General features: G+C 47.0%; 21 protein-coding genes. 6 read left to right on the top strand and 15 right to left on the bottom strand.

The features are described from left to right. Positions 1 to 11 precede the first annotated feature (11 nt). A complete protein-coding gene (locus PSI17_RS05365; RefSeq protein WP_273550988.1) occupies positions 12 to 287 on the top strand; it encodes a helix-turn-helix domain-containing protein in 276 nt (91 codons plus the stop codon). Positions 288 to 346: 59 nt separating this feature from the next. On the opposite strand, the gene carB is transcribed toward PSI17_RS05365, so the two are convergent. From carB to PSI17_RS05345, 4 genes are all read right to left on the bottom strand, one after another. Continuing rightward, a complete protein-coding gene (carB, locus tag PSI17_RS05360) occupies positions 347 to 3571 on the bottom strand; it encodes a carbamoyl-phosphate synthase large subunit (protein WP_273550987.1) in 3225 nt (1074 codons plus the stop codon). Between the two features lie 17 nt (positions 3572 to 3588). Continuing rightward, the gene (gene carA / locus PSI17_RS05355) at positions 3589 to 4788 is read right to left on the bottom strand and encodes a glutamine-hydrolyzing carbamoyl-phosphate synthase small subunit (protein WP_273550986.1); all 1200 of its coding nucleotides are present in this window, start codon (positions 4786 to 4788) and stop codon (positions 3589 to 3591) included. A 436-nt stretch (positions 4789 to 5224) separates the two neighbouring features. After that, the gene (gene dapB, locus PSI17_RS05350; protein ID WP_273550985.1) at positions 5225 to 6046 is read right to left on the bottom strand and encodes a 4-hydroxy-tetrahydrodipicolinate reductase; all 822 of its coding nucleotides are present in this window, start codon (positions 6044 to 6046) and stop codon (positions 5225 to 5227) included. Between the two features lie 195 nt (positions 6047 to 6241). Further along, positions 6242 to 7174 carry a LysR family transcriptional regulator gene (locus PSI17_RS05345; RefSeq protein WP_273550984.1) on the bottom strand — a complete coding sequence of 311 codons (933 nt, stop codon included), beginning with the start codon at positions 7172 to 7174 and terminating at the stop codon, positions 6242 to 6244. A gap of 95 nt (positions 7175 to 7269) precedes the next feature. On the opposite strand from PSI17_RS05345, the gene PSI17_RS05340 reads away from it, so the two are divergent. Further along, the gene (locus PSI17_RS05340) at positions 7270 to 7911 is read left to right on the top strand and encodes an alanyl-tRNA editing protein (protein ID WP_273550983.1); all 642 of its coding nucleotides are present in this window, start codon (positions 7270 to 7272) and stop codon (positions 7909 to 7911) included. A 281-nt stretch (positions 7912 to 8192) separates the two neighbouring features. Continuing rightward, positions 8193 to 8855 (top strand): hypothetical protein, encoded by a 663-nt coding sequence (locus tag PSI17_RS05335; RefSeq protein WP_273550982.1) that lies wholly within the window; start codon positions 8193 to 8195, stop codon positions 8853 to 8855. A 126-nt stretch (positions 8856 to 8981) separates the two neighbouring features. Here PSI17_RS05335 and ispH read toward each other — a convergent pair whose 3' ends face one another. From ispH to ribF, 5 genes are all read right to left on the bottom strand, one after another. Then, positions 8982 to 9935 carry a 4-hydroxy-3-methylbut-2-enyl diphosphate reductase gene (ispH, locus tag PSI17_RS05330; RefSeq protein ID WP_273550981.1) on the bottom strand — a complete coding sequence of 318 codons (954 nt, stop codon included), beginning with the start codon at positions 9933 to 9935 and terminating at the stop codon, positions 8982 to 8984. Beyond that, a complete protein-coding gene (gene fkpB / locus PSI17_RS05325) occupies positions 9916 to 10386 on the bottom strand; it encodes an FKBP-type peptidyl-prolyl cis-trans isomerase (RefSeq protein WP_273550980.1) in 471 nt (156 codons plus the stop codon). The genes ispH and fkpB overlap by 20 nt, the downstream gene beginning before the upstream one ends. Positions 10387 to 10511: 125 nt before the next feature. Continuing rightward, positions 10512 to 11024, bottom strand: a complete 513-nt coding sequence (gene lspA / locus PSI17_RS05320) for a signal peptidase II (RefSeq protein WP_273550979.1) — start codon at positions 11022 to 11024, stop codon at positions 10512 to 10514. Beyond that, positions 11024 to 13837: an isoleucine--tRNA ligase gene (gene ileS, locus PSI17_RS05315; protein WP_273550978.1), complete on the bottom strand. Its 2814-nt coding sequence runs from the start codon at positions 13835 to 13837 to the stop codon at positions 11024 to 11026. The genes lspA and ileS overlap by 1 nt, the downstream gene beginning before the upstream one ends. A 26-nt stretch (positions 13838 to 13863) precedes the next feature. Further along, positions 13864 to 14808 carry a bifunctional riboflavin kinase/FAD synthetase gene (gene ribF / locus PSI17_RS05310; protein ID WP_273550977.1) on the bottom strand — a complete coding sequence of 315 codons (945 nt, stop codon included), beginning with the start codon at positions 14806 to 14808 and terminating at the stop codon, positions 13864 to 13866. A 348-nt stretch (positions 14809 to 15156) separates the two neighbouring features. Here ribF and rpsT point away from each other — a divergent pair, with 348 nt between their 5' ends. Beyond that, on the top strand, positions 15157 to 15417 hold the full coding sequence (rpsT, locus tag PSI17_RS05305; RefSeq protein ID WP_047961479.1) for a 30S ribosomal protein S20: 261 nt from the start codon (positions 15157 to 15159) through the stop codon (positions 15415 to 15417). A 75-nt stretch (positions 15418 to 15492) separates the two neighbouring features. On the opposite strand, the gene nhaR is transcribed toward rpsT, so the two are convergent. Together nhaR and nhaA are read right to left on the bottom strand one after the other, a co-directional pair. Next, positions 15493 to 16419 carry a transcriptional activator NhaR gene (gene nhaR / locus PSI17_RS05300; protein WP_273550976.1) on the bottom strand — a complete coding sequence of 309 codons (927 nt, stop codon included), beginning with the start codon at positions 16417 to 16419 and terminating at the stop codon, positions 15493 to 15495. Between the two features lie 275 nt (positions 16420 to 16694). Next, positions 16695 to 17873 carry a Na+/H+ antiporter NhaA gene (gene nhaA / locus PSI17_RS05295; RefSeq protein WP_273550975.1) on the bottom strand — a complete coding sequence of 393 codons (1179 nt, stop codon included), beginning with the start codon at positions 17871 to 17873 and terminating at the stop codon, positions 16695 to 16697. 208 nt (positions 17874 to 18081) lie between these two features. Here nhaA and PSI17_RS05290 point away from each other — a divergent pair, with 208 nt between their 5' ends. Continuing rightward, on the top strand, positions 18082 to 18942 hold the full coding sequence (locus tag PSI17_RS05290; protein WP_273550974.1) for a DMT family transporter: 861 nt from the start codon (positions 18082 to 18084) through the stop codon (positions 18940 to 18942). Between the two features lie 58 nt (positions 18943 to 19000). Here the strand turns inward: PSI17_RS05290 and PSI17_RS05285 are convergent, their stop codons facing one another. Next, a complete protein-coding gene (locus tag PSI17_RS05285) occupies positions 19001 to 19237 on the bottom strand; it encodes a toxin-antitoxin system HicB family antitoxin (RefSeq protein WP_273550973.1) in 237 nt (78 codons plus the stop codon). Between the two features lie 288 nt (positions 19238 to 19525). Between PSI17_RS05285 and PSI17_RS05280 the strand changes: the two genes are divergently transcribed. Then, the gene (locus PSI17_RS05280; RefSeq protein ID WP_273550972.1) at positions 19526 to 20431 is read left to right on the top strand and encodes an Rpn family recombination-promoting nuclease/putative transposase; all 906 of its coding nucleotides are present in this window, start codon (positions 19526 to 19528) and stop codon (positions 20429 to 20431) included. A gap of 186 nt (positions 20432 to 20617) precedes the next feature. Here the strand turns inward: PSI17_RS05280 and PSI17_RS05275 are convergent, their stop codons facing one another. The 3 genes from PSI17_RS05275 to PSI17_RS17400 all read right to left on the bottom strand — a co-directional run. After that, positions 20618 to 20953, bottom strand: a complete 336-nt coding sequence (locus PSI17_RS05275; RefSeq protein ID WP_273550971.1) for a type II toxin-antitoxin system RelE/ParE family toxin — start codon at positions 20951 to 20953, stop codon at positions 20618 to 20620. Then, entirely contained in the window at positions 20922 to 21158 is a 237-nt protein-coding gene (locus PSI17_RS05270; RefSeq protein ID WP_273550970.1) for a TA system antitoxin ParD family protein, read from the bottom strand. The genes PSI17_RS05275 and PSI17_RS05270 overlap by 32 nt, the downstream gene beginning before the upstream one ends. A gap of 215 nt (positions 21159 to 21373) precedes the next feature. Further along, on the bottom strand, positions 21374 to 21543 hold a 170-nt coding region (locus PSI17_RS17400; protein WP_443256002.1), incomplete at its 5' end, for a DUF7823 domain-containing protein.

Genomic DNA, 21543 nt, shown 5'->3' with positions numbered 1-21543 from the left:
GTAACCATATTATGCAAGTCAGTATGCTGGTAGGAAAACGAATCCAAATAAAAAGAAGAGAAATTGGCGTGACCGCAGCGGAGCTGGCGGACAAAATTGGCGTGAGCCATCAGCAATTGTCACGTTATGAACGCGGAACCAACCGGATCAGCTTGGATCATTTGGTGGCTATTTCTATTGCCCTGGAAACGCCCGCCGCCTGGTTTTTGAAGGATTGTTTTACGCCCCCTCAGGTTAATATGAATAATCAATATGCCTGTGTCGCGGAAACCGTATTGGGTTCATAATCAAAAAAATACCGCCAACAAAAGGGCGGTATTTTTTGGTCAAATGATTTTAGACATCTCTATTTGCCAATCTTGGCGTGCATTTCCTGAACAGAAATCACCTGCTCAGTCGGATCAGCGCTGAGTGCCATGGTGGTGGCAAAACCGCCGTTCAGGGTGGTGTCATAGTGCACTTTATATTGCAGTGCACTGCGGCGCAGCAGTTTTGAATCTTCGATCGCCTGACGACCTGCGGTGGTATTGACGATATAGTCATACTCACCATTTTTGATTCTGTCCTGAATGTGCGGACGTCCTTCATGAACTTTATTCACCAAACGCGGGTTGATCCCGGCTTCACCCAATACAATCGCTGTACCGTGTGTCGCATCCAGTGCAAAACCATGCTTAAGCAACTTCGCGGCTAAATCGACCACCCGCTCTTTATCGCCTTCACGGACAGACAAGAGCGCCCGGCTTTTCTTGCGTAGGGTTGAATTACTGCCCAGCATCGCTTTTGAAAAGGCTTCGGCAAAGGTACGGCCAACGCCCATGACTTCACCGGTAGAACGCATTTCTGGCCCCAGAATCGGGTCAACGCCGGGGAATTTATTGAATGGCAACACGACTTCTTTCACGGAGTAGTAAGGCGGAATGATTTCTTCCATTGCGCCTTGCTCAAGCAGAGACTGGCCTGCCATCACACGCGCCGCTATTTTCGCCAGCGGCCGACCGGTTGCCTTGGAAACAAATGGCACGGTACGGGCTGCGCGTGGGTTCACCTCAATCAGATAGACTTCGTTGTTTTTCACTGCAAACTGGACGTTCATCAGACCACGGACACGCAGTTCAAAAGCCAGTTTTTCCACTTGCTGGCGCATCACATCCTGAATCTCTTTGCTCAGGGTATAAGCCGGCAAGGAACAGGCGGAGTCACCAGAATGCACGCCTGCTTGTTCGATATGCTCCATGATGCCGCCAATCAGGACGCGTTCACCATCACAGATGGCATCCACATCGACTTCAACCGCGTCATCAAGGAAACGATCCAGCAGGACGGGCGCATCGTTGGATACGCTAAACGCAGTCTGGAAGTAACGGCGCAAATCTGACTCGTCGTAGACGATTTCCATTGCACGCCCGCCCAGTACATAAGATGGGCGAACAACCAGCGGATAACCAATCTCATTCCCTTTTTCAACCGCCTGCTCGATAGTGGAAACGGTGGCATTGGCCGGCTGTTTCAGGCCAAGGCGATTAACCGCTTGCTGGAAACGTTCACGGTCTTCTGCACGGTCAATGGCATCAGGGCTGGTGCCGATAATCGGAACCCCCGCCGCTTCCAGTTCACGCGCCAGTTTCAGTGGCGTCTGGCCGCCATACTGAACGATAACCCCTTTTGGCTGTTCAACACGCACGATTTCCAGCACGTCTTCCAGTGTGACCGGCTCAAAATAGAGACGATCGGACGTGTCATAATCGGTGGAAACCGTTTCTGGGTTACAGTTCACCATGATGGTTTCAAAACCATCTTCACGTAAAGCCAGAGAGGCGTGCACGCAGCAGTAATCGAACTCAATGCCTTGCCCGATACGGTTCGGGCCTCCGCCCAATACCATGATTTTCGGTTTGTCACTGGTCGGGTTGGCTTCACATTCGTCTTCGTAGGTGGAGTACATGTAAGCGGTATCGGTGGCAAATTCCGCCGCACAGGTATCAACACGCTTGTAAACGGGATATAAGTTGTAGTCAGAGCGTAGCTTACGGATCTCTTTGCCGGAGATCCCCACCAGTTTTGCCAGATGTGCATCGGCAAAACCCTTGCGTTTAAGGTGACGCAAGAAATCAGCAGTCAGGCCGTTAACACCTTGCTCTGCCACTTGTTCTTCCAGACGGATCAATTCTTCAATTTGTACCAAAAACCAGCGGTCGATGTTGGTCAGGTTGAAGACGCCATCAACGGACATGCCAGCGCGGAAAGCATCCGCGATATACCAAATACGCTCGGCACCGGCATTTTTCAGTTCACTGCGGATTTTGGTCAGGGATTGTGGATCATCCAGATTGACTTCGGGGTCAAATCCGGTCACGCCGACTTCCAGGCCACGCAGGGCTTTCTGCATGGACTCCTGGAAAGTACGGCCGATTGCCATCACTTCACCCACCGATTTCATCTGGGTGGTCAGGCGGTCATTGCTGCCGGCAAATTTCTCGAAGTTGAAGCGAGGAATTTTCGTTACCACATAATCGATGGAAGGCTCGAAAGACGCCGGCGTCCGTCCGCCCGTGATATCGTTCATCAATTCATCGAGGGTATAACCGATGGCCAGTTTTGCCGCGATTTTCGCGATGGGAAAACCGGTTGCCTTGGATGCCAGCGCCGAAGAACGGGAAACGCGTGGGTTCATTTCAATGACGATCAGGCGGCCATTTTTCGGGTTCACGGCAAACTGAACGTTTGACCCCCCGGTTTCGACGCCAATCTCACGCAATACCGCCATCGAAGCGTTACGCATGATTTGATATTCTTTGTCGGTCAGTGTCTGTGCCGGGGCGACGGTGATGGAGTCGCCGGTATGGATACCCATGGGATCGAAGTTTTCAATTGCGCAGACGATAATGCAGTTATCATTTTTATCCCGCACCACTTCCATTTCGTACTCTTTCCAGCCAATCAGGGATTCATCGATCAGTAATTCATTGGTTGGAGAGAGGTCTAATCCGCGTTCACAGATTTCTTCGAACTCTTCACGGTTGTAGGCAATGCCGCCACCGGTTCCGCCCATGGTGAAAGAGGGGCGAATAATGCAGGGGAAACCCACGTCTTCCGCGACGGCCAGCGCTTCTTCCATCGAATGGGCAATACCAGAACGCGCGGTGTCCAAGCCGATCTTTTTCATCGCCTGATCAAAACGCCGGCGATCTTCGGCTTTATCAATGGCATCAGCCGTTGCACCAATCATGGTCACGCCAAATTCTTTCAGTACGCCCTGACGTTCCAGTTCTAATGCACAGTTGAGTGCTGTTTGCCCGCCCATTGTCGGCAGGACGGCATCTGGACGCTCTTTTTCAATGATTTTGCGGACGACTTCCCAATGAATTGGCTCGATATAGGTCGCATCGGCCATTTCAGGATCGGTCATGATCGTTGCCGGGTTCGAGTTGACCAGAATGACACGATACCCTTCTTCCCGCAGCGCCTTACAAGCTTGTGCGCCGGAGTAGTCAAATTCACAAGCCTGACCGATAACAATTGGGCCGGCACCTAAGATCAGGATACTTTTAATATCAGTACGTTTTGCCATTTTTCTTCTTCTCCTGATTATTTGGTGTTCTCAACGTTTGTCTGGCGATATTGCTCAATTAACTCGATAAAGTGATCGAACAGTGATGCGGCTTCATGTGGGCCGGGGCTGGCTTCGGGGTGTCCCTGAAAGCTGAATGCGGGCTTGTCAGTACGGTGGATGCCTTGCAATGTGCCATCAAACAGAGACTTATGCGTTACGCGCAGGTTGGCGGGCAGCGAGCTTTCATCAACGGCAAAACCGTGGTTCTGTGCCGTGATCATGACAACATTGCGATCCAGATCTTTGACCGGATGGTTTCCGCCGTGGTGACCAAACTTCATTTTCACGGTTTTTGCACCACTGGCCAGCGCCAGCAACTGGTGTCCCAGACAGATACCAAAGACCGGAATGTCGGTATTCAGGAAGGTCTTGATGGCGTCAATGGCATAGTCGCATGGCGCTGGATCACCCGGCCCGTTGGAGAGGAAAATGCCATCGGGTGCCATTTTCAACACTTCATCTGCGGGGGTTGTTGCCGGTACAACGGTCACGCGGCAGCCGCGATCCACCAGCATACGCAGAATGTTGCGCTTCACGCCAAAATCATAGGCCACGATGTGGTAAGGCAGTTCTTGCGCTTTACGCGTTTCTGGTAGCCCATCCGCCAATGCCCAGCTCCCTTGCAGCCATTGGTAAGATTGTGCTGTCGTGACTTCTTTCGCTAAATCCATGCCTTTCAGGCCAGGAAAGGCGTTTGCTTTTTCCAGCGCAACTTGGGCATCGGCTTCATTACCCGTATTACCGGCAGCAGTATTACCAGTAACAGTATTACCGGCAATGATACAGCCGTTCTGGGCGCCTTTTTCTCTCAACAAGCGGGTTAACTTACGTGTATCGATATCCGCAATGGCGACAATATGGTGACGTTTCAGGTAATCAGACAGGTTTTCTTCACTGCGGAAGTTGCTGGTCACTAAGGGTAAATCGCGAATGACTAAGCCTTGGGCTTGAATGGCGGGGGATTCTTCATCAGCGGCATTGATGCCGACATTACCAATATGGGGATAAGTGAGAGTTACAATTTGGCGGGAATAGGAAGGGTCGGTAAGTATTTCTTGATATCCGGTTATTGAGGTATTGAAGACCACTTCTCCAACAGCCACACCTTCTGCACCAATGGCGCGACCGTGGAATTGGGTTCCATCTTCCAGAACCAATATAGCTGACTTAATCAAAACACCCTCCAGAATGAATAATCAGTTGCATCCAATGCATATTAATTCAGACTTAATCCATAAAATCAACGCCAATCATGATTTGTAGCAAAATTTTGGCAAATTGCGCGCATTCTAATGATGAGCGGGAGGGTTGTCTACAAAAAATGGCATTTTTATTGTTTTTTTTACAACTCTCGCGCTTGTATTGAGTTAATGCCGCTGAAAAACAGAAGAAAAGTGGGTATGAATAATCGATTACGGTGAGGAAAACTTAAAAACAGGAAAAAAGAGGATTTTTTTGGTGTTTATGGAAAAAAGACAGCAATAAGGTTAAGTTTTTTTTGTAAAAACAGTGATTAATTCAGTGATTAAGTAATAAATGATGTTTATGTCATTATTACGCAATTATGTATAAAATAATTGCGTAATTACAATGTGTTATTGTTTTTTAAAATCAAATTTTATCAAGGTTCAATACATCTTTCATATTGTAAAGACCACGGTTTTTCCCTGTTAACCATATTGCTGCCTTAATGGCACCATTAGCAAAGGTCATGCGGCTTGAAGCCTTGTGACTTATCTCTACACGCTCACCAATATCGGCAAAGATCGCGGTATGCTCTCCCACGATATCTCCTGCCCGTATCGTGGCAAATCCAATGCTTTTCGGATCGCGCTCTCCGGTATGGCCTTCACGGGTGTAAACTGCGCAGGTCTGGAGATCACGGCCTAGTGCACCGGCGATGGATTCTCCCATTGCCAATGCGGTTCCTGACGGTGCATCCACTTTATGGCGATGGTGTGCTTCAATAATTTCGATATCGGTATATTCCCCCATCACCGTGGCGGCTTTTTCCAGCAGTTTTAACACCAGATTGACGCCGACACTAAAATTCGCCGCAAAAACAATGGGGATATCGAGGGAGGCTTGTGCAATGGCTTGTTTACCAGCATCATCAAAACCGGTTGTACCAATCACCATGGATTTGCGATGTTGCCGACATAGAGAGAGGTAGGCTAATGTCCCTTCCGGGCGGGTAAAATCGACCAGCACATCAAAGTGTTCAATGACCTGATGCAGGTCATCATGGATAATGACACCGTTGTTACCCATTCCTGCCAGCTCGCCGGCATCAGCGCCCACTAATGAAGAGCCGGAACGTTCTAATGCCGCGCCAAGTGTAACGCCATCCAACAACTGGACGGCCTGAATAAGATTGCGTCCCATGCGTCCGCCAGCGCCCACGATAGCAACGCGAATATCTGTCTCAGCCATAAGGCCCTCTCTGTGAATCATTTTTCATTGAGTAATAAAGGCAATTTTTTAAGGAAATTGTTTTAAGGAAACTGTTTTAAGGAAACTGTTTTAAGGAGACCGCGTTCTACAGCTTAACTGGCAAGGCGTGGCTGTGCCAGATTTATAGCCTGACAATAAGAAAAACAGGAAACAGGCTGGCAGTTATAAAAAAAACTAAACTTTATCTGAGATGGCTTCTTTACGCAGGCATTGAGCCAAAAACTCGATGAATACGCTCAGTTTTGGCGGTAAATGTCGCGTTGGGGGGTAGAGTATCCAAAGCTCACCAGTATAGTTGGCCTTAAAATTCCAGTCAGGCAGCACTTGAACCAGCCGCCCCTGCTGTAAAGCCGGCTTAGCCGTAAAGTAAGGTAAACTGCCAATTCCAATATGTTGCAGTACCGCATCAAGCCTGACTTCGGTATGGTTGGCGGCATAACGCCCATGAATATTGACGGTGGCAATCTTGTTACCCTGACTAAATTTCCAGCGCGAATCACCGGGTTCTTCTCCAAGGTAGATGCAGCCATGATTTTTCAGGTCGTGCGGGTGTTGTGGAATGCCATGTTGTGCAAGGTATTCAGGGGTTGCACATAGCATATGCCAGATATTCAATAAGCGTCGTCCCATATGACCCGGAGGCGGTTGATCGGTAATTCGGATGGCGAGATCAATCTGATCGTCTATCAAATCGACATACCGATCATCAAGCCGTAAGTTCACATCGACTTTGGGGTATTGGGCAAGAAATGCCGGTATATGAGGATGAATAACAAAACGCCCGACGGCTTTGGGCACACTGACCCGTATGATCCCTTGTGGTTCATGGTTGATAGCCCCTGATACCGCCATGACCTCCTGAGCCGCATTGACCATCTCCAGGCAGCGCTTGTAAATTTCCTGACCACTATCACTCAAGCGCAGCTTACGTGTTGTTCTCTGTAAGAGACGGGTGCCAAGTGCTTTTTCCAATTTAGCCACCGAGCGACTAATGGCGGAAGGCGTCGCGGCAAGCTGGCGCGCTGTTTCAGAGAAGCTGCCCGTCTCAACCACTTTTGCGAAAATAGCCATCTCGCGCAGTAAGGTTATCGTGTTATTTGTGCTCATAAGTCAAAAGTTATTTGATTTTTGGATGGATTATCACTGTTAAGCCTATTTAATACAATCAGGGATAAATTTGCTGATACCAGGGAATATTAATCATGTCTGAACGTCTCTATTTATCCAGCACTTGCCTGTCAAGGGAAGTTGAAATCCTGGATTGCGCCCTCTGTGATGATGAACGTTATGCGATCCAATTAAAAGCCACGCCATTTCATCCGCAAGGAGGAGGCCAACCCAGTGATACCGGCTGGCTTAATGATGTGGAAGTCACTCATGTCACGTTAGAAGATAATAGAATAATCCATTACACAACCCATCCGGTAACGACTGGCGTTGCCTTGGCCCGCGTTGATGAGAAACGCCGCCAGTTACATTCACAATTACATTCTGCGGGGCATCTTATCGGTCATATTGTCGAGCTGCTGGGTTGGCATCCTATCAGGGCACACCATTGGCCCGGAGAAAGTCGTGTTACCTTTAAGTCAGGGTCTTGTGCACAAGCCTTTTCAGTTGAAGATCTCCAGAAAAGATGTGACCAATGTATTGATGAAAACTTACCTTGCCAAATCACTGTGCGTGATGATGGGTTTAGACAAGTCAGTTTTGGCACGTTTATCCCTTATCCCTGTGGTGGAACACACGTGGCGTCATTAAGGCAAATCCACGGACTGCGGATACAGGCGATACAGGAAAAGAAAGGTCAGTTATCAGTGAAATATGAAGTAGTATTTCCAGCGTAATTTGATTATGATGATAAATTATTCTCTTATCTCATTTTATCTTAATTGAAATTAATCTTTTAAATGTAAATGACGATTTAAAAATCGTAGATCACTTCCTTAACTCCTCACGCCGCGAAGAGTAAGGAAGTTTCATCATTTAAGTGTATTACTATTATGAAAGTTTATTTACTTGGATTTACACGATAAATAAATGGCTGTTTGATTTATTTAATAAATATAGTTATTTATTATGATGTTGGCAAACCCATAAAATAAATAAAATTCTGGGTACATAAATCATGTTAAGATCAAAATCGTTTAATATTAATTCGCCTTCATTTTCTGGTTCTTTAACCCACGCTAAGTCTGTTTCGGATATCAATAAGGCAATATTTGATGCCAGAATATTTATAACCATCAAGAAGGTGAGCGCAGAGGAAGCATTGCCTCTCACTGATATAATTGTGATTAATAGTCGGGGGTGGAGATATGAGAACCCTTTGGAGGCACCTGATGATGAACAAACAAAGTGGAATAAAAGGTATGATGATGCACATAATATGCTTTGTTGTATGGATAGCTATATAAAATATATGGATAAAAAAAATTTATTGTTTTTTGTTGCTTATTTCAGAGGTGTGCCTGTCGGTGCTTTACAGTTTACCTATAAAGATGAACCTGATAAAAATAAACCTGCTGATGCACCAAAAATCAATTACTTGGTAACTCATTGTGGTATTCGAAATTGTGGTGTTTTACTTGTGGAGTATGCGGTAAACCAATCACTGGGATTAAACATGGAGGGGAAGTTAAGACTTGCGCCACTAGACAACTCATCAATACCAATATCTCTCAATATGGGATTTACTCGATTAGAGGGTAGCAACAATTTGTATCTGAATCCTGCTGAAAGTAATCAATGGCACTTAAATAATGGTCGTTTTCGATATAGTGGCTGTTAAGGTATTTTTTGATTGGGCACTCAAGGTATCGCAAGATACTCGGCTTTTTATCGTGATCGCATCAGGGTTAAACCAGCCCGAAAAAGCCGAGTTTGATTTTATATGAGCTAAAATGGCGCTTTTAAGCTAATTGACCTCTTTCACCTCAAGGCGCAACTCTTTTGGTACTTCGAAAACAATATTTTCTTCCCGGCCATGCAGTTCGTTCACCGTTTCTGCACCGAACGTTTTCAGGCGCTCAATCACCTGTTGTACTAAAATATCAGGCGCAGATGCGCCCGCTGTGACACCCACTGCGCTCACACTGGTGATCCACGTTTCTTGGATATCCTCAGCAGAATCAATCAAATAAGCCGGTTTTCCGACCCGTTGTGCCAGTTCAGCCAAACGATTTGAGTTCGAGGAGTTTTTCGAGCCGACAACCAAAACAACATCAGCCCCCAATGCCAAATCACGCACTGCTTCCTGACGGTTAGTCGTGGCATAACAGATATCATCTTTACGTGGGCCGACAATCTTGGGGAATCTTGCATTAAGTGCATCAATCACTTCAGAAGTATCATCAACAGAAAGTGTCGTTTGGGTCATAAAACAGAGGTTATTCTCATCCTTGACTTGCAGTTTCCACACATCTGCCGGTGATTCCACCAGATACATGCCACCTTCAGGATTATTGTATTGCCCCATCGTACCTTCTACTTCGGGGTGACCAGCGTGACCAATCAAGATGGCTTCTTTACCCTTGCGACTTGCCCTTGCCACTTCCATATGCACTTTGGTCACCAGCGGGCAGGTCGCATCAAACAGCATGGTTAAATGACGGGAGCGGGCTTCTGCACGAATGGCTTGGGAAACACCATGCGCAGAGAAGATCAAAATGGCACCATCGGGCACTTCTGAAATATCTTCAATGAAGATAGCCCCCCGCTTCCTCAGGTTATCAACCACATAGCGGTTATGGACGACTTCATGGCGAACATAAATAGGCGCACCGTACAATTCCAGTGCGCGTTCTACGATGCTGATAGCGCGATCAACACCAGCACAGAAACCACGCGGGTTAGCCAGTAATATTTGCATGGGTTTCCTCCAACTGAGGGTCAATTTCCAACACTTCGATCTCAAAAGTGATGTTTTGTTCAGCCAGTGGATGGTTAAAATCAACAGTAACGGAACCTTCAGCCACTTCTTTGATAAATCCGGGCATTTCACTGCCATTCATGGCTGTAAATAACATAATGGTTCCCACTTCTGGGATGCCGGCGTCGGAAAAATCACGGGGCGTGAAGTATTGGACTAAATCAGGATTATATTTGCCAAAAATGGCTTCTCCGGCCAGCGTAAACTGATGTTTATCACCGGCTTTCAAACCAAGAAGCTGTTCTTCCAGCGGGGCAGAGAGACTACCATCACCGAGGCGGAATAATGCGGGTTTGTCTTGACTGTAAGTCGAGTCTGCCGTCGAGCCATCATCCAGCTTTAATGTGAAATGTAATAAAACTGCACTGTGCGCTTGCACCTGCATTGACATGTTGCTCAAACCTTTTACTTAAAAATGATTGCAAGTATACCGCTATTGGGTATCGATGACGTTACCAGCCCCTCAATACAATAGGGGCTGGTTTATTATCATGCTTCCAATGACTCAATGTTCAATTACGCTTTCGTGGCAGCTTTCTTATCTTTGTCATCAGGGCTGATAAGGCTCTCTATGATAATGAGCGCTGCCCCGATGCAAATTGCAGAATCTGCAATATTAAAGGTAGGAAAATGCCACTCACCGACATAAAAGTCGATGAAATCGACAACAAAGCCATGCACCAGCCTATCGAACAAATTCCCCAATGCCCCACCAATCACTAAGGCGTAGGCAATATTGCCCAACTTTTGCCTGGCATTGGAACGATACATCATCGTCAGCAGGACAACCGTAATAGCAATTGCCACTAATGCAAAGAACCAACGCTGCCAGCCACCTTTATCGGCCAGAAAACTAAAAGCTGCCCCCAAGTTCTGGGCATAAGTCAGGTTGAAATAAGGTATTAATGGCGTTGATTCATACAAGGTGAAGTGCTGCAACACTAAGTGTTTGCTGCCCAAATCCAGTATTAATACCACAACAACCAGCCAAAGCCAGCGAAGTCCGGTGGAACAAATGGGTTTACTCATCAGGCAAATTTACGCTCTTCACCGTTCCCGGCAATGTTAGTCACACAGCGGCCGCAAAGTTCTGCATGTTCCGCCACCAGCCCCACGTTTTTAGCATAGTGCCAGCAACGTGGACATTTTTCTCCGTCCGCTTTGCGGAAGGCTATTTTCAGGCCAGCAAGTTCGCTTTGTTGTGCATTCTCATCGGCAGCGGCATAAGCAGCCACGTCAACCTGAGAAGTCAGTAGAACAAAACGCAGTTCGTCAGACAGTTTGCCCAGTTTTTCTGCCAGTGCGTCATCCGCATAGAGCGTGACAGCCGCTTCCAGTGAACTGCGGATGTGCTTGTCAGCACGCGCCTGTTCCAGGACTTTATTCACTTCGCCACGTACTGTCAGCAGGTCAGCCCAGAAAGTATCGTTCATATCTTCGCCATCTGCCAGACCAAACAGCCCGTCATACCACTCTTCGGTGAAGACATATTGCGCACGTTTACCCGGCAGTTCATGCCAGATTTCATCTGCCGTGAACGACAGAATCGGCGCCATCCAGCGAACCAGCGCTTCTGAGATATGGAACAAGGCAGTTTGGCAGCTACGGCGGGCAAGGCTGTCACTTTTCGCGGTGTACTGGCGATCTTTAATGATATCCAGATAGAACGAACCCATTTCCACGGAACAGAACTGCATCAAACGTTGCACCACGGAGTGGAAATCATACTCGTCATAGTATTTCAGGATATCAGCCTGTGCTGCCTGTGCGCGGCCGACTGCCCAGCGATCCAGAACAACCATGTCTTCCGCTTTTACCCTATGCTCTTCTGGGTTAAAGCCATTCAGGTTTGCCAGCAGGAAGCGTGCAGTGTTGCGGATACGGCGGTAAGCGTCAGCGGAACGTTTCAGGATCTCGTCAGAAACCGCGATTTCGCCAGTATAGTCGGTAGATGCCACCCATAAACGCAGGATATCTGCGCCCAGCTTGTTCATCACATCCTGCGGACTGACGGTATTACCGATGGACTTGGACATTTTACGCCCTTGTTCATCAACGGTGAAACCATGAGTCAGTACCTGACGGTAAGGCGCTTCGCCTTTGATCGCCGTGGACAGCATCAGTGAAGACATGAACCAGCCACGGTGTTGGTCAGAACCTTCCAGATAGATATCGGCTGAATGGCCGTTGAATTCCGGGCGTGCATCCACCACTGAAGAGTGGGTACTGCCTGAATCAAACCAGACATCCAGCGTATCCGATGCCTTGATGTAATCAGCAGCCTCATCACCCAGCAGTTCAGTTGCGTCCAGATCCCACCATGCCTGAATGCCATCAACTTCGACGCGCCTGGCCACTTCTTCGATCAACTCAACAGTACGCGGGTGTGGCTCTTGGGTCTCTTTATGAATAAACAGCGACATCGGCACGCCCCATGTACGCTGGCGGGAGATACACCAGTCCGGGCGGTTTTCTACCATTGATTCGATACGCGCCTGTCCCCAGCCGGGTATCCACTGCACATCCTTGATCTCTTTCAGGGACTGTTCGCGCAAGCCGTTTTTATCCATGCTGATGAACCACTGTGGCGTTGCACGGAAGATAATGGGTTTTTTGTGGCGCCAGCAGCAAGGATAGCTGTGCTGGATTTTTGCCAGATTCAGCAGTGCGCCTTTCTCTTTCAGCAACTCAACGATGATGTCGTTCGCTTTGAAGACAAATTGTCCATCCAGGGAAGGATAAGTGCCAGAGATAAAGCAGCCGTTCGGCCCTACCGGATTGGCGATTTCAAGGCCATATTTTAAGCTGATGGAGTAATCGTCAGGGCCGTGACCCCCCGCAGTATGTACGGCACCTGTACCGGCTTCCAGTGTGACGTGATCACCGAGGATGGCAGGCACATCGAAGCCCATGAATGGGTGGTTGAAGCGCATCAGTTCCAGTGCGTCGCCAGCACAATCACCCAAGACCGCCCATGCCGTGATACCGGCACGCTGCATCACACTTTCGACCAGTTCCGCCGCCAGAATCAGGCACTCGTTGTCAATTTTGATCAACTGGTAGGTGATTTCCGCACCCAAGGAAATGGCACGGTTTGCCGGTAATGTCCACGGCGTGGTGGTCCAGATGATCAGAGAAACCGGCAACCCTTGTGGTTGTACACCGAATTTGGCGTACACGGCACCGGCATCAACCGCTGCAAAGCGCACATCGATGGACGGGGAGGTTTTATCGTAGTATTCCACTTCTGCTTCGGCGAGGGAGGAACCACAATCCGTGCACCAGTGAACGGGTTTTACGCCTTTCAGCAAATGCCCATTGTCGATAATGCGGCCCAGTGCCCGAATGATGTCAGCTTCCGTTTTGAAGTCCATGGTCAGGTAAGGTTTATCCCAATCGCCCAGTACCCCCAGACGTTTGAAGTCCGTTTTCTGTGCTTCGACCTGAGTCATGGCATATTTGCGGCACTCAGCACGGAATTGGGCGGCGGAAAATTTTTCCCCCGGCTTGCCGATAATCTGCTCAACCTTAAGCTCAATGGGCAAACCGTGGCAGTCCCAACCGGGAATATAAGGTGAATCGAAGCCTGATAGCCCTTTGGACTTAATAACAATATCTTTGAGAATTTTATTAACTGAGTGACCAATATGAATATCGCCATTTGCATAGGGAGGGCCATCATGCAGAATAAACGTTTTCTTGCCAGATTTTGCTTTCCTGATGGCCTGATACAACCCTTCCTTGTACCAACGACTCAACATATCTGGTTCGCGCTTGGCTAAATCCCCGCGCATGGGGAACCCTGTTTCCGGTAAATTCAGGGTATTTTTGTAGTCACTCATTATAGATTCTCAGTTCCAATTTTCCGCTAGATACATAACTCGGATCGCTGCAAGAAATAGTTTCTCGCAGCAACCACATCATTTGCGATTTGCTGTTTAAGCGCATCAAGCGACGCAAATCGCTGCTCATTACGCAATTTTTTGCGTAATATTACATCGATATGACGCCCATACAGATCCATTTGGGTATCAATCAAATGCACTTCAAGTTGCAGGCCTTGGCCCGCAACGGTAGGGCGATTGCCTATGTTCGCAACACCCGGCAGGGGCTTATCACCCAATCCAAGGACTTCAACAGCATAAACGCCCTGAACCGGTGCCACCAGACGTTTCAACGGTAAGTTAGCCGTGGGGAAACCGATGGTGCGTCCCAATTCTTTACCGTGAACGACTCTGCCACTGATGCTGTAAGGATGCCCCAGTAATATTTCGGCCAAAGCCAGATCATCACTTTGCAGTGCCTGACGAATAGCTGTACTGCTGATCCGAAGACCACTGTCACAAAAGCTGTCGGTGCTGGCGACATCAAAACCGTATTGTTTACCTGCTTGCTGCAAGTAGTGGAAATCGCCAAGGCGATTTTTGCCAAAACGGAAATCGTCCCCGATTGCCAGAAACTTAACACCCAGTTTTTCAACGAGCAACTGTGAAACAAAGGCTGCGGGTGAGTTAGCGGCAAAATGTTTGTCAAATTTCACACATAACAGATAATCAACGCCATTTTGGGCCAGATACTTTATTTTATCCCTTAGCCTTGTCAGGCGGGCTGGCGCTTTATCCGCCACAAAAACTTCCAGTGGCTGCGGTTCGAAAATCATGACCATCGTCGGTAACCCGAGACGCTGCCCTTCTTGCTTTACGTATTTTAATAAGGCCTGATGCCCGCGATGGACACCATCAAAATTACCAATCGTCAGCACGCAACCATGGTGACGCGCCCGGATATTGTGTATACCGCGAATTAGCTCCATAGCTGGCTCAATACCGTGGAAATTGCCGGATTATACCTTGTACAACGCACAAGGTTAACCCACGATCACAAAGGGTTTTAATTAATAACCTGATTCATACAATAAAAATAGGCCAGACGCCCGAAAAATATTTAATTTATCGCATTTCTCTGGGATTCATTCAGTTTTTTATTGCGAAAGACTATATTCCCTCTCGGTAAGCTGATAAAATCCTGCCCCATCACAACGTAACCAGCGTCGCCGTACAACGACGCTTATTTGCACAAATCCATTGACAAAAGAAGGCTGAACAGGCATATTCCTCGGCCTTTGAATTGTCCACGATAGAATATATTTGGGAGTTGGACCTTGGCTAATATCAAATCAGCTAAGAAACGCGCCGTACAGTCTGAGAAACGCCGTCAGCACAACGCAAGCCGTCGTTCTATGGTGCGTACTTTTATCAAGAAAGTATACGCGGCTATCGCTTCTGGCGATAAAGAAGCTGCACAGAAAGCATTCAATGACATGCAACCTATTGTTGATCGTCACGCCTGTAAGGGTCTGATCCACAAAAACAAAGCAGCACGTCATAAATCTGCACTGGCAGCGCAAATTAAAGCAATGTAATCATTGTTTTGGTTATGCTAAAAAAACCGGCTTTAAGCCGGTTTTTTTGTACCTGTCGGTTTTAATTTGCTGATTTTACCGTAATTTTTCAGGACGGCTTTTGGGTGGCGAACTGAATAAAGCAGAAAAATCTTTGTTACACACGCGCTGGACTGCCGGATGCTGGATCATGCGCTCGGCAAAGATAACGTAATACTCTTCCTGTACCGTATCCAACCGGCCTATCTCAATAATATCGCTGTCAGCAAAAATATCATTGGCATAGAAAGAAGGCGCAATGAAAATGGCATTGTGATACAGACCAAACGCTTTCATCAGGGCGGCGTCATCAAATTCGCCCAGTACTTCAACTTGCAGGTTTTTATTGCGTATCCATGTCAGGAGCTTTCTGCCCAGCATCGAGCGGCGGCCAGGAATTAATAAACGGCGCTCTTCCAGACATTCTGGAAAGGGCATTTCCGGGATCGGCTGGCGGCAGTAAAAACTGATATTGCATTCCCCCAGTTTCACTGAAAACAACCCTTCCTGTTGAGAAGAATCCACCGGACAATCGGATAGGATCATATCCAGTTTATGCTGGCTCAGTTGCTCAAGCAGCATTTCATGGGTCGATTCAAAACAACGCAAGTGGATTTTCTCATGCTCCACAACGGTCGTTTCCAGCACCTTGCTGACCAAACGTTTGGACAGCGCATCAGCAACACCCACATCAAACAGCAGGTTGGCTTCCCGGCTGTAAGTCACGATGTCCAGCATTTCCTGACTGAGGGTAAACATTTTATCCGCATAGCGGAAAATCAACTGCCCCAGTTCTGAGGGCACCAAACCTCTTCCCTGACGCTTGAATAATTTTCCCCCCATACGCTCTTCCAACGCTTTTATCTGCCCGGTAATGGTTTGTGGGGTCAGGTAGAGCGCTTCTGCGGCACCCACCACAGAGCCTTCCTTGCAAACGTGCCAAAAATAATAGAGATGGTTAAAATTTAAATGTGAAACCCGCATATATTTATCCTTGTGTATTGCCTCACATCTGTACAACAGCCGTGACCATACATTTCAGGCCGCCAGATTATGGCGTTTTCCTATTTTTCTATTGATATTAAATAAATTTTCATAATAGTGAGAGCCTGTAACCCTGCCCCGCGCGCCGCGTGGGACAAGATTTACGCCTATCATGTTGAAACGCTATTTAACCGGATGAATTAATTCGGAAATTCTTTCTGATTTTGTGCTTAAATTAGTCTATTCATTGGCTTTTGGCTACGCTTTTTTCTGCGCTACTTTTCTTTGGTCATCATCTTTGGCAATCGTCTGTTCAGTAAGCCATAACCGACGACAGCCGCAGTAGTAGACCCCACCAAGATGCCCAAGCGGGAGTAGGTGCTGAAGGTGTCATTGAGGCCTTCAAATGCCAGTGCAGAGATAAAAATAGACATAGTAAAACCGATCCCACACAGTACGGAAACCGCGAAGATTTGCTGCATGCTAATGTTTCCCGGCAATTTCGCCACGCCCAGTTTTACCGAAACCCAGCTAAACAGGAAAATCCCCAATGGCTTGCCAATCAACAGGCCAAGGGCAATGCCTACCGGCAACATACTGGTTAAGCCGTCTAATGTGACGCCCTGCAAGGAAACCCCGGCATTGGCAAAGGCAAACAGTGGCAGGATGAAATAGGCGACCCACGAATGCAGTTCATGCTCCAGCGTTTCGGAGGGGGACTGACCTTTTTTGTCACGCAGCGGGATCAAGAATCCAACGATAACACCGGCTAATGTGGCATGAACACCCGATTTCAAGATACATACCCATAAAACAACACCCACAATCAGATAAGCGGATGTTTTAGCGATCCCCTTCCTATTCATCCAGATCAACAGCCCAATCATAATGATTGCCATGCCTGATGCAGCCAAAGACACTGTTTTGGTATAAAACAAAGCAATAATTATGATGACCCCTAAATCATCAATAATCGCCAGCGCCAGCAAAAAGACTTTTAATGCAGTGGGAACCCGTTTCCCCAGCAACGCCATAACCCCCAGTGCAAAAGCGATATCGGTTGCACAGGGAATTGCCCAACCTTGCTGTGTGATTTCATCTCTGCCATTAAACAGCAGATAAATCAGGGCAGGCACTAACATTCCTCCCAGCGCGGCAATAGCCGGAAAAATGGCTTTGTCACGACCGGCAAGCGAGCCTTCTATTAGTTCCCGTTTCACTTCCAGCCCGACAATGAGAAAAAATACCGCCATTAATCCGTCATTTATCCATAATAATAATGGCTTGTTGATTTCCAATGCAGCGAATTGCATCGCAACCGGAAGATTGAGAAATTGATGATAAAGCGCCTGCAATGGCGTATTTGCCATAATCAGTGCAATAACGGCGGCGGCAATGAGAAGGAGGCCTCCGGCAGCCTCTAATTTCAAGAATTGGCGAATAATTGCTGTCATGGATAAATTAACCTAGGAAATTGTTCAAGGTCATGAATGTTATGACAGTTATGACTTCGGAGAAAGTGGTTTATTTGTGCTTCATCAATCGTTTTATCCGAGTTGTAACGCGATGAAATAATGTTTTTCGCAATATTGATAAGCTATCACTGCATGACAGAATAATTTTTAACCATTATTTAAGCCAACGATATCAATAAAATCACCTATGACAACGTTACTTTTCCTGTTTGTCCTTGGCGCGGCTTTGCTGCATGCCAGTTGGAATGCCTTAGTTAAGGTTAGCGCTGATCGGTTCTTGGGCATTGCGATCATTGTCTTCTTTGCCGGGCTTATTGCGACATTGGGGCTGTTTTGGGTTGGATTGCCGACACTCTCCTCTCTGCCGTGGTTAATATTATCTGCGGTCTTACATACGGCTTATTGTCTGTTTTTAAGCCGCTCTTACACGACGGGAGACTTAGGGCAGGTATATCCCATTGCCAGAGGTTGTGCGCCATTAATCACGGCGTTATTGAGCTGGCTTATCTTGCGGGAAATGTTACCGCCGCTTGCCATGTTGGGCGTGGGGCTCATTATCGTGGGGATTATGTTGATTGCCTTTCCACAAGGGAAGAAATCCTGGCAATTAGATCGCAAGACGTTGCTTGCCGCTATCACAACCTCCGTATTTACTGCGGGTTATACCTTAGCCGATGGCGCAGGCTCCCGCACCAGCGAGGAGCCTTTGACCTATATCTTATGGTTGTTTGCGATAAATGGTTGGGTCATGGGCGCGCTGATGTATTACAAATATTGGCATCGTGCCGGCAGGGCGCTTTGCCAATATTGGCAACAAGGATTACTGGGCGGGCTGATGCAGTTACTGAGTTATGGCATTGTGATTTGGGCGATGAGCCATGCCCCGATTGTTTTGGTTGCCGCCTTGCGTGAAACCAGCGTGTTATTTGCGATGTTATTGTCTGTCGTTGTCTTGCGGGAACCGTTCAGCAAGCTGCGGTTGCTGGCGTGTGTTGTGATTGTGGCTGGGGTTATTGGGACGAGGTTAGGGTCATTTACTGGTGCTTAAGCGATATAATTAAACATGGGGGAATGCCTGTCCTCCATTTGCACTGATACAAAATCAATTAGCGTGGAGCCAGTTCTTTTTCCAATAACTGCAAGATAAACTGGTTTTTTGATATGGAATTGGCGGTAGTGATGGCGTTTAGACGCGCCTCCAGCCAACCAGGATAACGTAGAGTGAAAGATTTCAATTTTTCTTCATTTTTGAATGGCTTAATCCCTTCCTCCGTGCAAGTCTCCACATATTCAGCCAGAGAAATTTGCCCTTCTTTTTCAAGCCCTTCAATACTATCAGCCACAAAATCACAATACCCGGTCACATCCAAAAATTTATCCTCGTCATGGAGAGATTAACCCCTCGAAAGCAGTGTTTACAACTTTCCATCCTCAATAACCGCCTTTGCGAAGCCACCCGCAAAACAAATACTGGATATACATCCATTGCAAAAAGATTGTTAATCCTTCCGCAAAATCCGCTATTGCATCAATTTTGCGCTATTTTTGTGTTTAACTTGCGTTCCATTTTAGCCATCATAACTCGGGTCAGGAGCATTTTTGGACAACACAGCGAAACAGGGAAAAAGTGAGTGGAAAGCACGGAAGAAAGGCCGAATCATGATGAGTTATTTAAGTATGTTTTAACACAACCTAATACAGCCAAAGCATTTTTATCGTTATACCTGCCGGAAGATGTCCGGTCATTATGCCATTTCCCGACCCTACGATTAGAGCCGGGAAGTTTTATCGACGAAAAGTTAAGTAAGCTGTATACGGATGTTCTGTACTCGGTTGAAACAGTGCAGGGCGAGGGATATATTTATTGCCTGATTGAGCATCAGTCAACCCCCGACCCGATGATGGCATGGCGGTTGATGCAATATTCGGTGTCAGTCATGGCAAGTCACCTGAAAAACGGGCATAAAAAATTGCCGTTGGTTGTGCCGATGCTGTTTTATCATGGAAAAATCCAGCCTTATCCTTATTCAATGCAGTGGCTGGATTGTTTTGACCAACCGGAGCAGGCAGCACGTTTGTATAGCCAGCCGTTTCCGTTAGTGGATCTGAGTGTGCGCAGCGATGAAGAGATCTTGACCCATCCTAAAGAAGTTGCCATGTTAGAGTGGGTTCAGAAACATATCCGCGAGCGTGATATGCAGGCATGGATCAACGGGCTGATTGTGATACTGGACACGGGATATAATAAAAAAGAGCAACTTGAAGTTCTGCTTCGCTACTTGTTGCATAATGGCCATGCACAGAATTTCACTCAAATAATCCATCATATGGCTAACCAATTGCCGGAGGACAAAAATATGGTGATGACCATTGCAGAAGAATTGAAACAAGAAGGTCGCAGAGAAGGCCGTGAAGAAGGTCGTAAAGAAGCTAAATTGGAAACCGCGCGTGCATTTTTACAAAACGGTGTCAGTGTGGAGATTATTATCCGCAGTACAGGGTTGAGCCGGGAGCAGATTGACGCATTACGGCACTGATTTATTTTCCCGCGTCACCTGCACATGTTGGAAGATGCCGGCATGTGTAATAGCGATTTTGAGTGTTCTGCTGTATTTTGACATAAAAGACCCCCAATATTGGTTTGGTTGTCCAACTATTGGGGGGCACTTCAAACCCTGCAACCTGCGTATCAAAAAGGCCACACCGAAGTGCTGCCTTATAGACTATTTAATAAACTTTAAATCGTCTTTCCTGTGTCGTTTTTGTTCCTGATAAAAATTTTCATGAGAAGCAAAATTTAACAGGTATAGCTCTATCTTTTCTTCAACCCAATGATATCCAAGCAAGGTTAGCTGGTTGTTCAACTGAAATTTGTGAACGCGAAGAAAACTTAAATCGCCTTTCTTCTGTTCGCCAATTTCGGGGTCGTCAATAATTTTCTCTATCTCATCTTCCACTACGGCAAGAAGATTTTCAGGTAACTTAGATAACGCTTTGGAGAAACGCCTTGTTTCATAAACATCAACATCAATCTTGGGACTTTTTTGTCCTTCTGACATAACGCGACACCTTACCATTATTGACTTCGCTTTTCGCCAGTAACGAATCAAGGATAAAGGAGTATGGCAAATCCGGGTTCTCTTCGGCGATGCGGCCTATTTTTGCCCAATGCTCAATCTGCTTTGGTACACTCCTGCTTGACGCTTCTGCGTGAACCTTTACATCACTCACGAAGTCATCATCTAAACGTATACTAATAGCCATTTGCGTAGCCTCTCGATGTTTGTGTTACATGCGGTGCGAAACGCATACGCTTTCGGAAGCGCAGGTATAACATGCGCCATTTTGTCGAATAACACAATCTTTTGTTGCATTAAATAAGAATAGGGTTGTGCGCTATGCCAGAACCACTTGCATTTGCGCATCAAAAAGGGCACACCGAAGTGCAGCCTTAAATTCAGGGGGTGGGTTTGGGGAATTTATTTCCAGTGGAAAATAAAATGCAGTGTTTTGCCTACGTTTTGTTTCAATAGGGCACCCAGTTCTTGGGCACTGGCGTTATTATAAGATCCGACGAATTCATATTGTTGCTCACCAATGAAGCTACCAGCTGCACTACTACCAAGATGATAAGGCACTCCACCAACAG

Source organism: Xenorhabdus sp. IM139775, from assembly GCF_028598745.1.
Lineage (GTDB): Bacteria > Pseudomonadota > Gammaproteobacteria > Enterobacterales > Enterobacteriaceae > Xenorhabdus.
The sequence above is the reverse complement of the archived record's forward strand: the minus strand, read 5'-3'. Positions and strand labels throughout refer to the sequence as shown.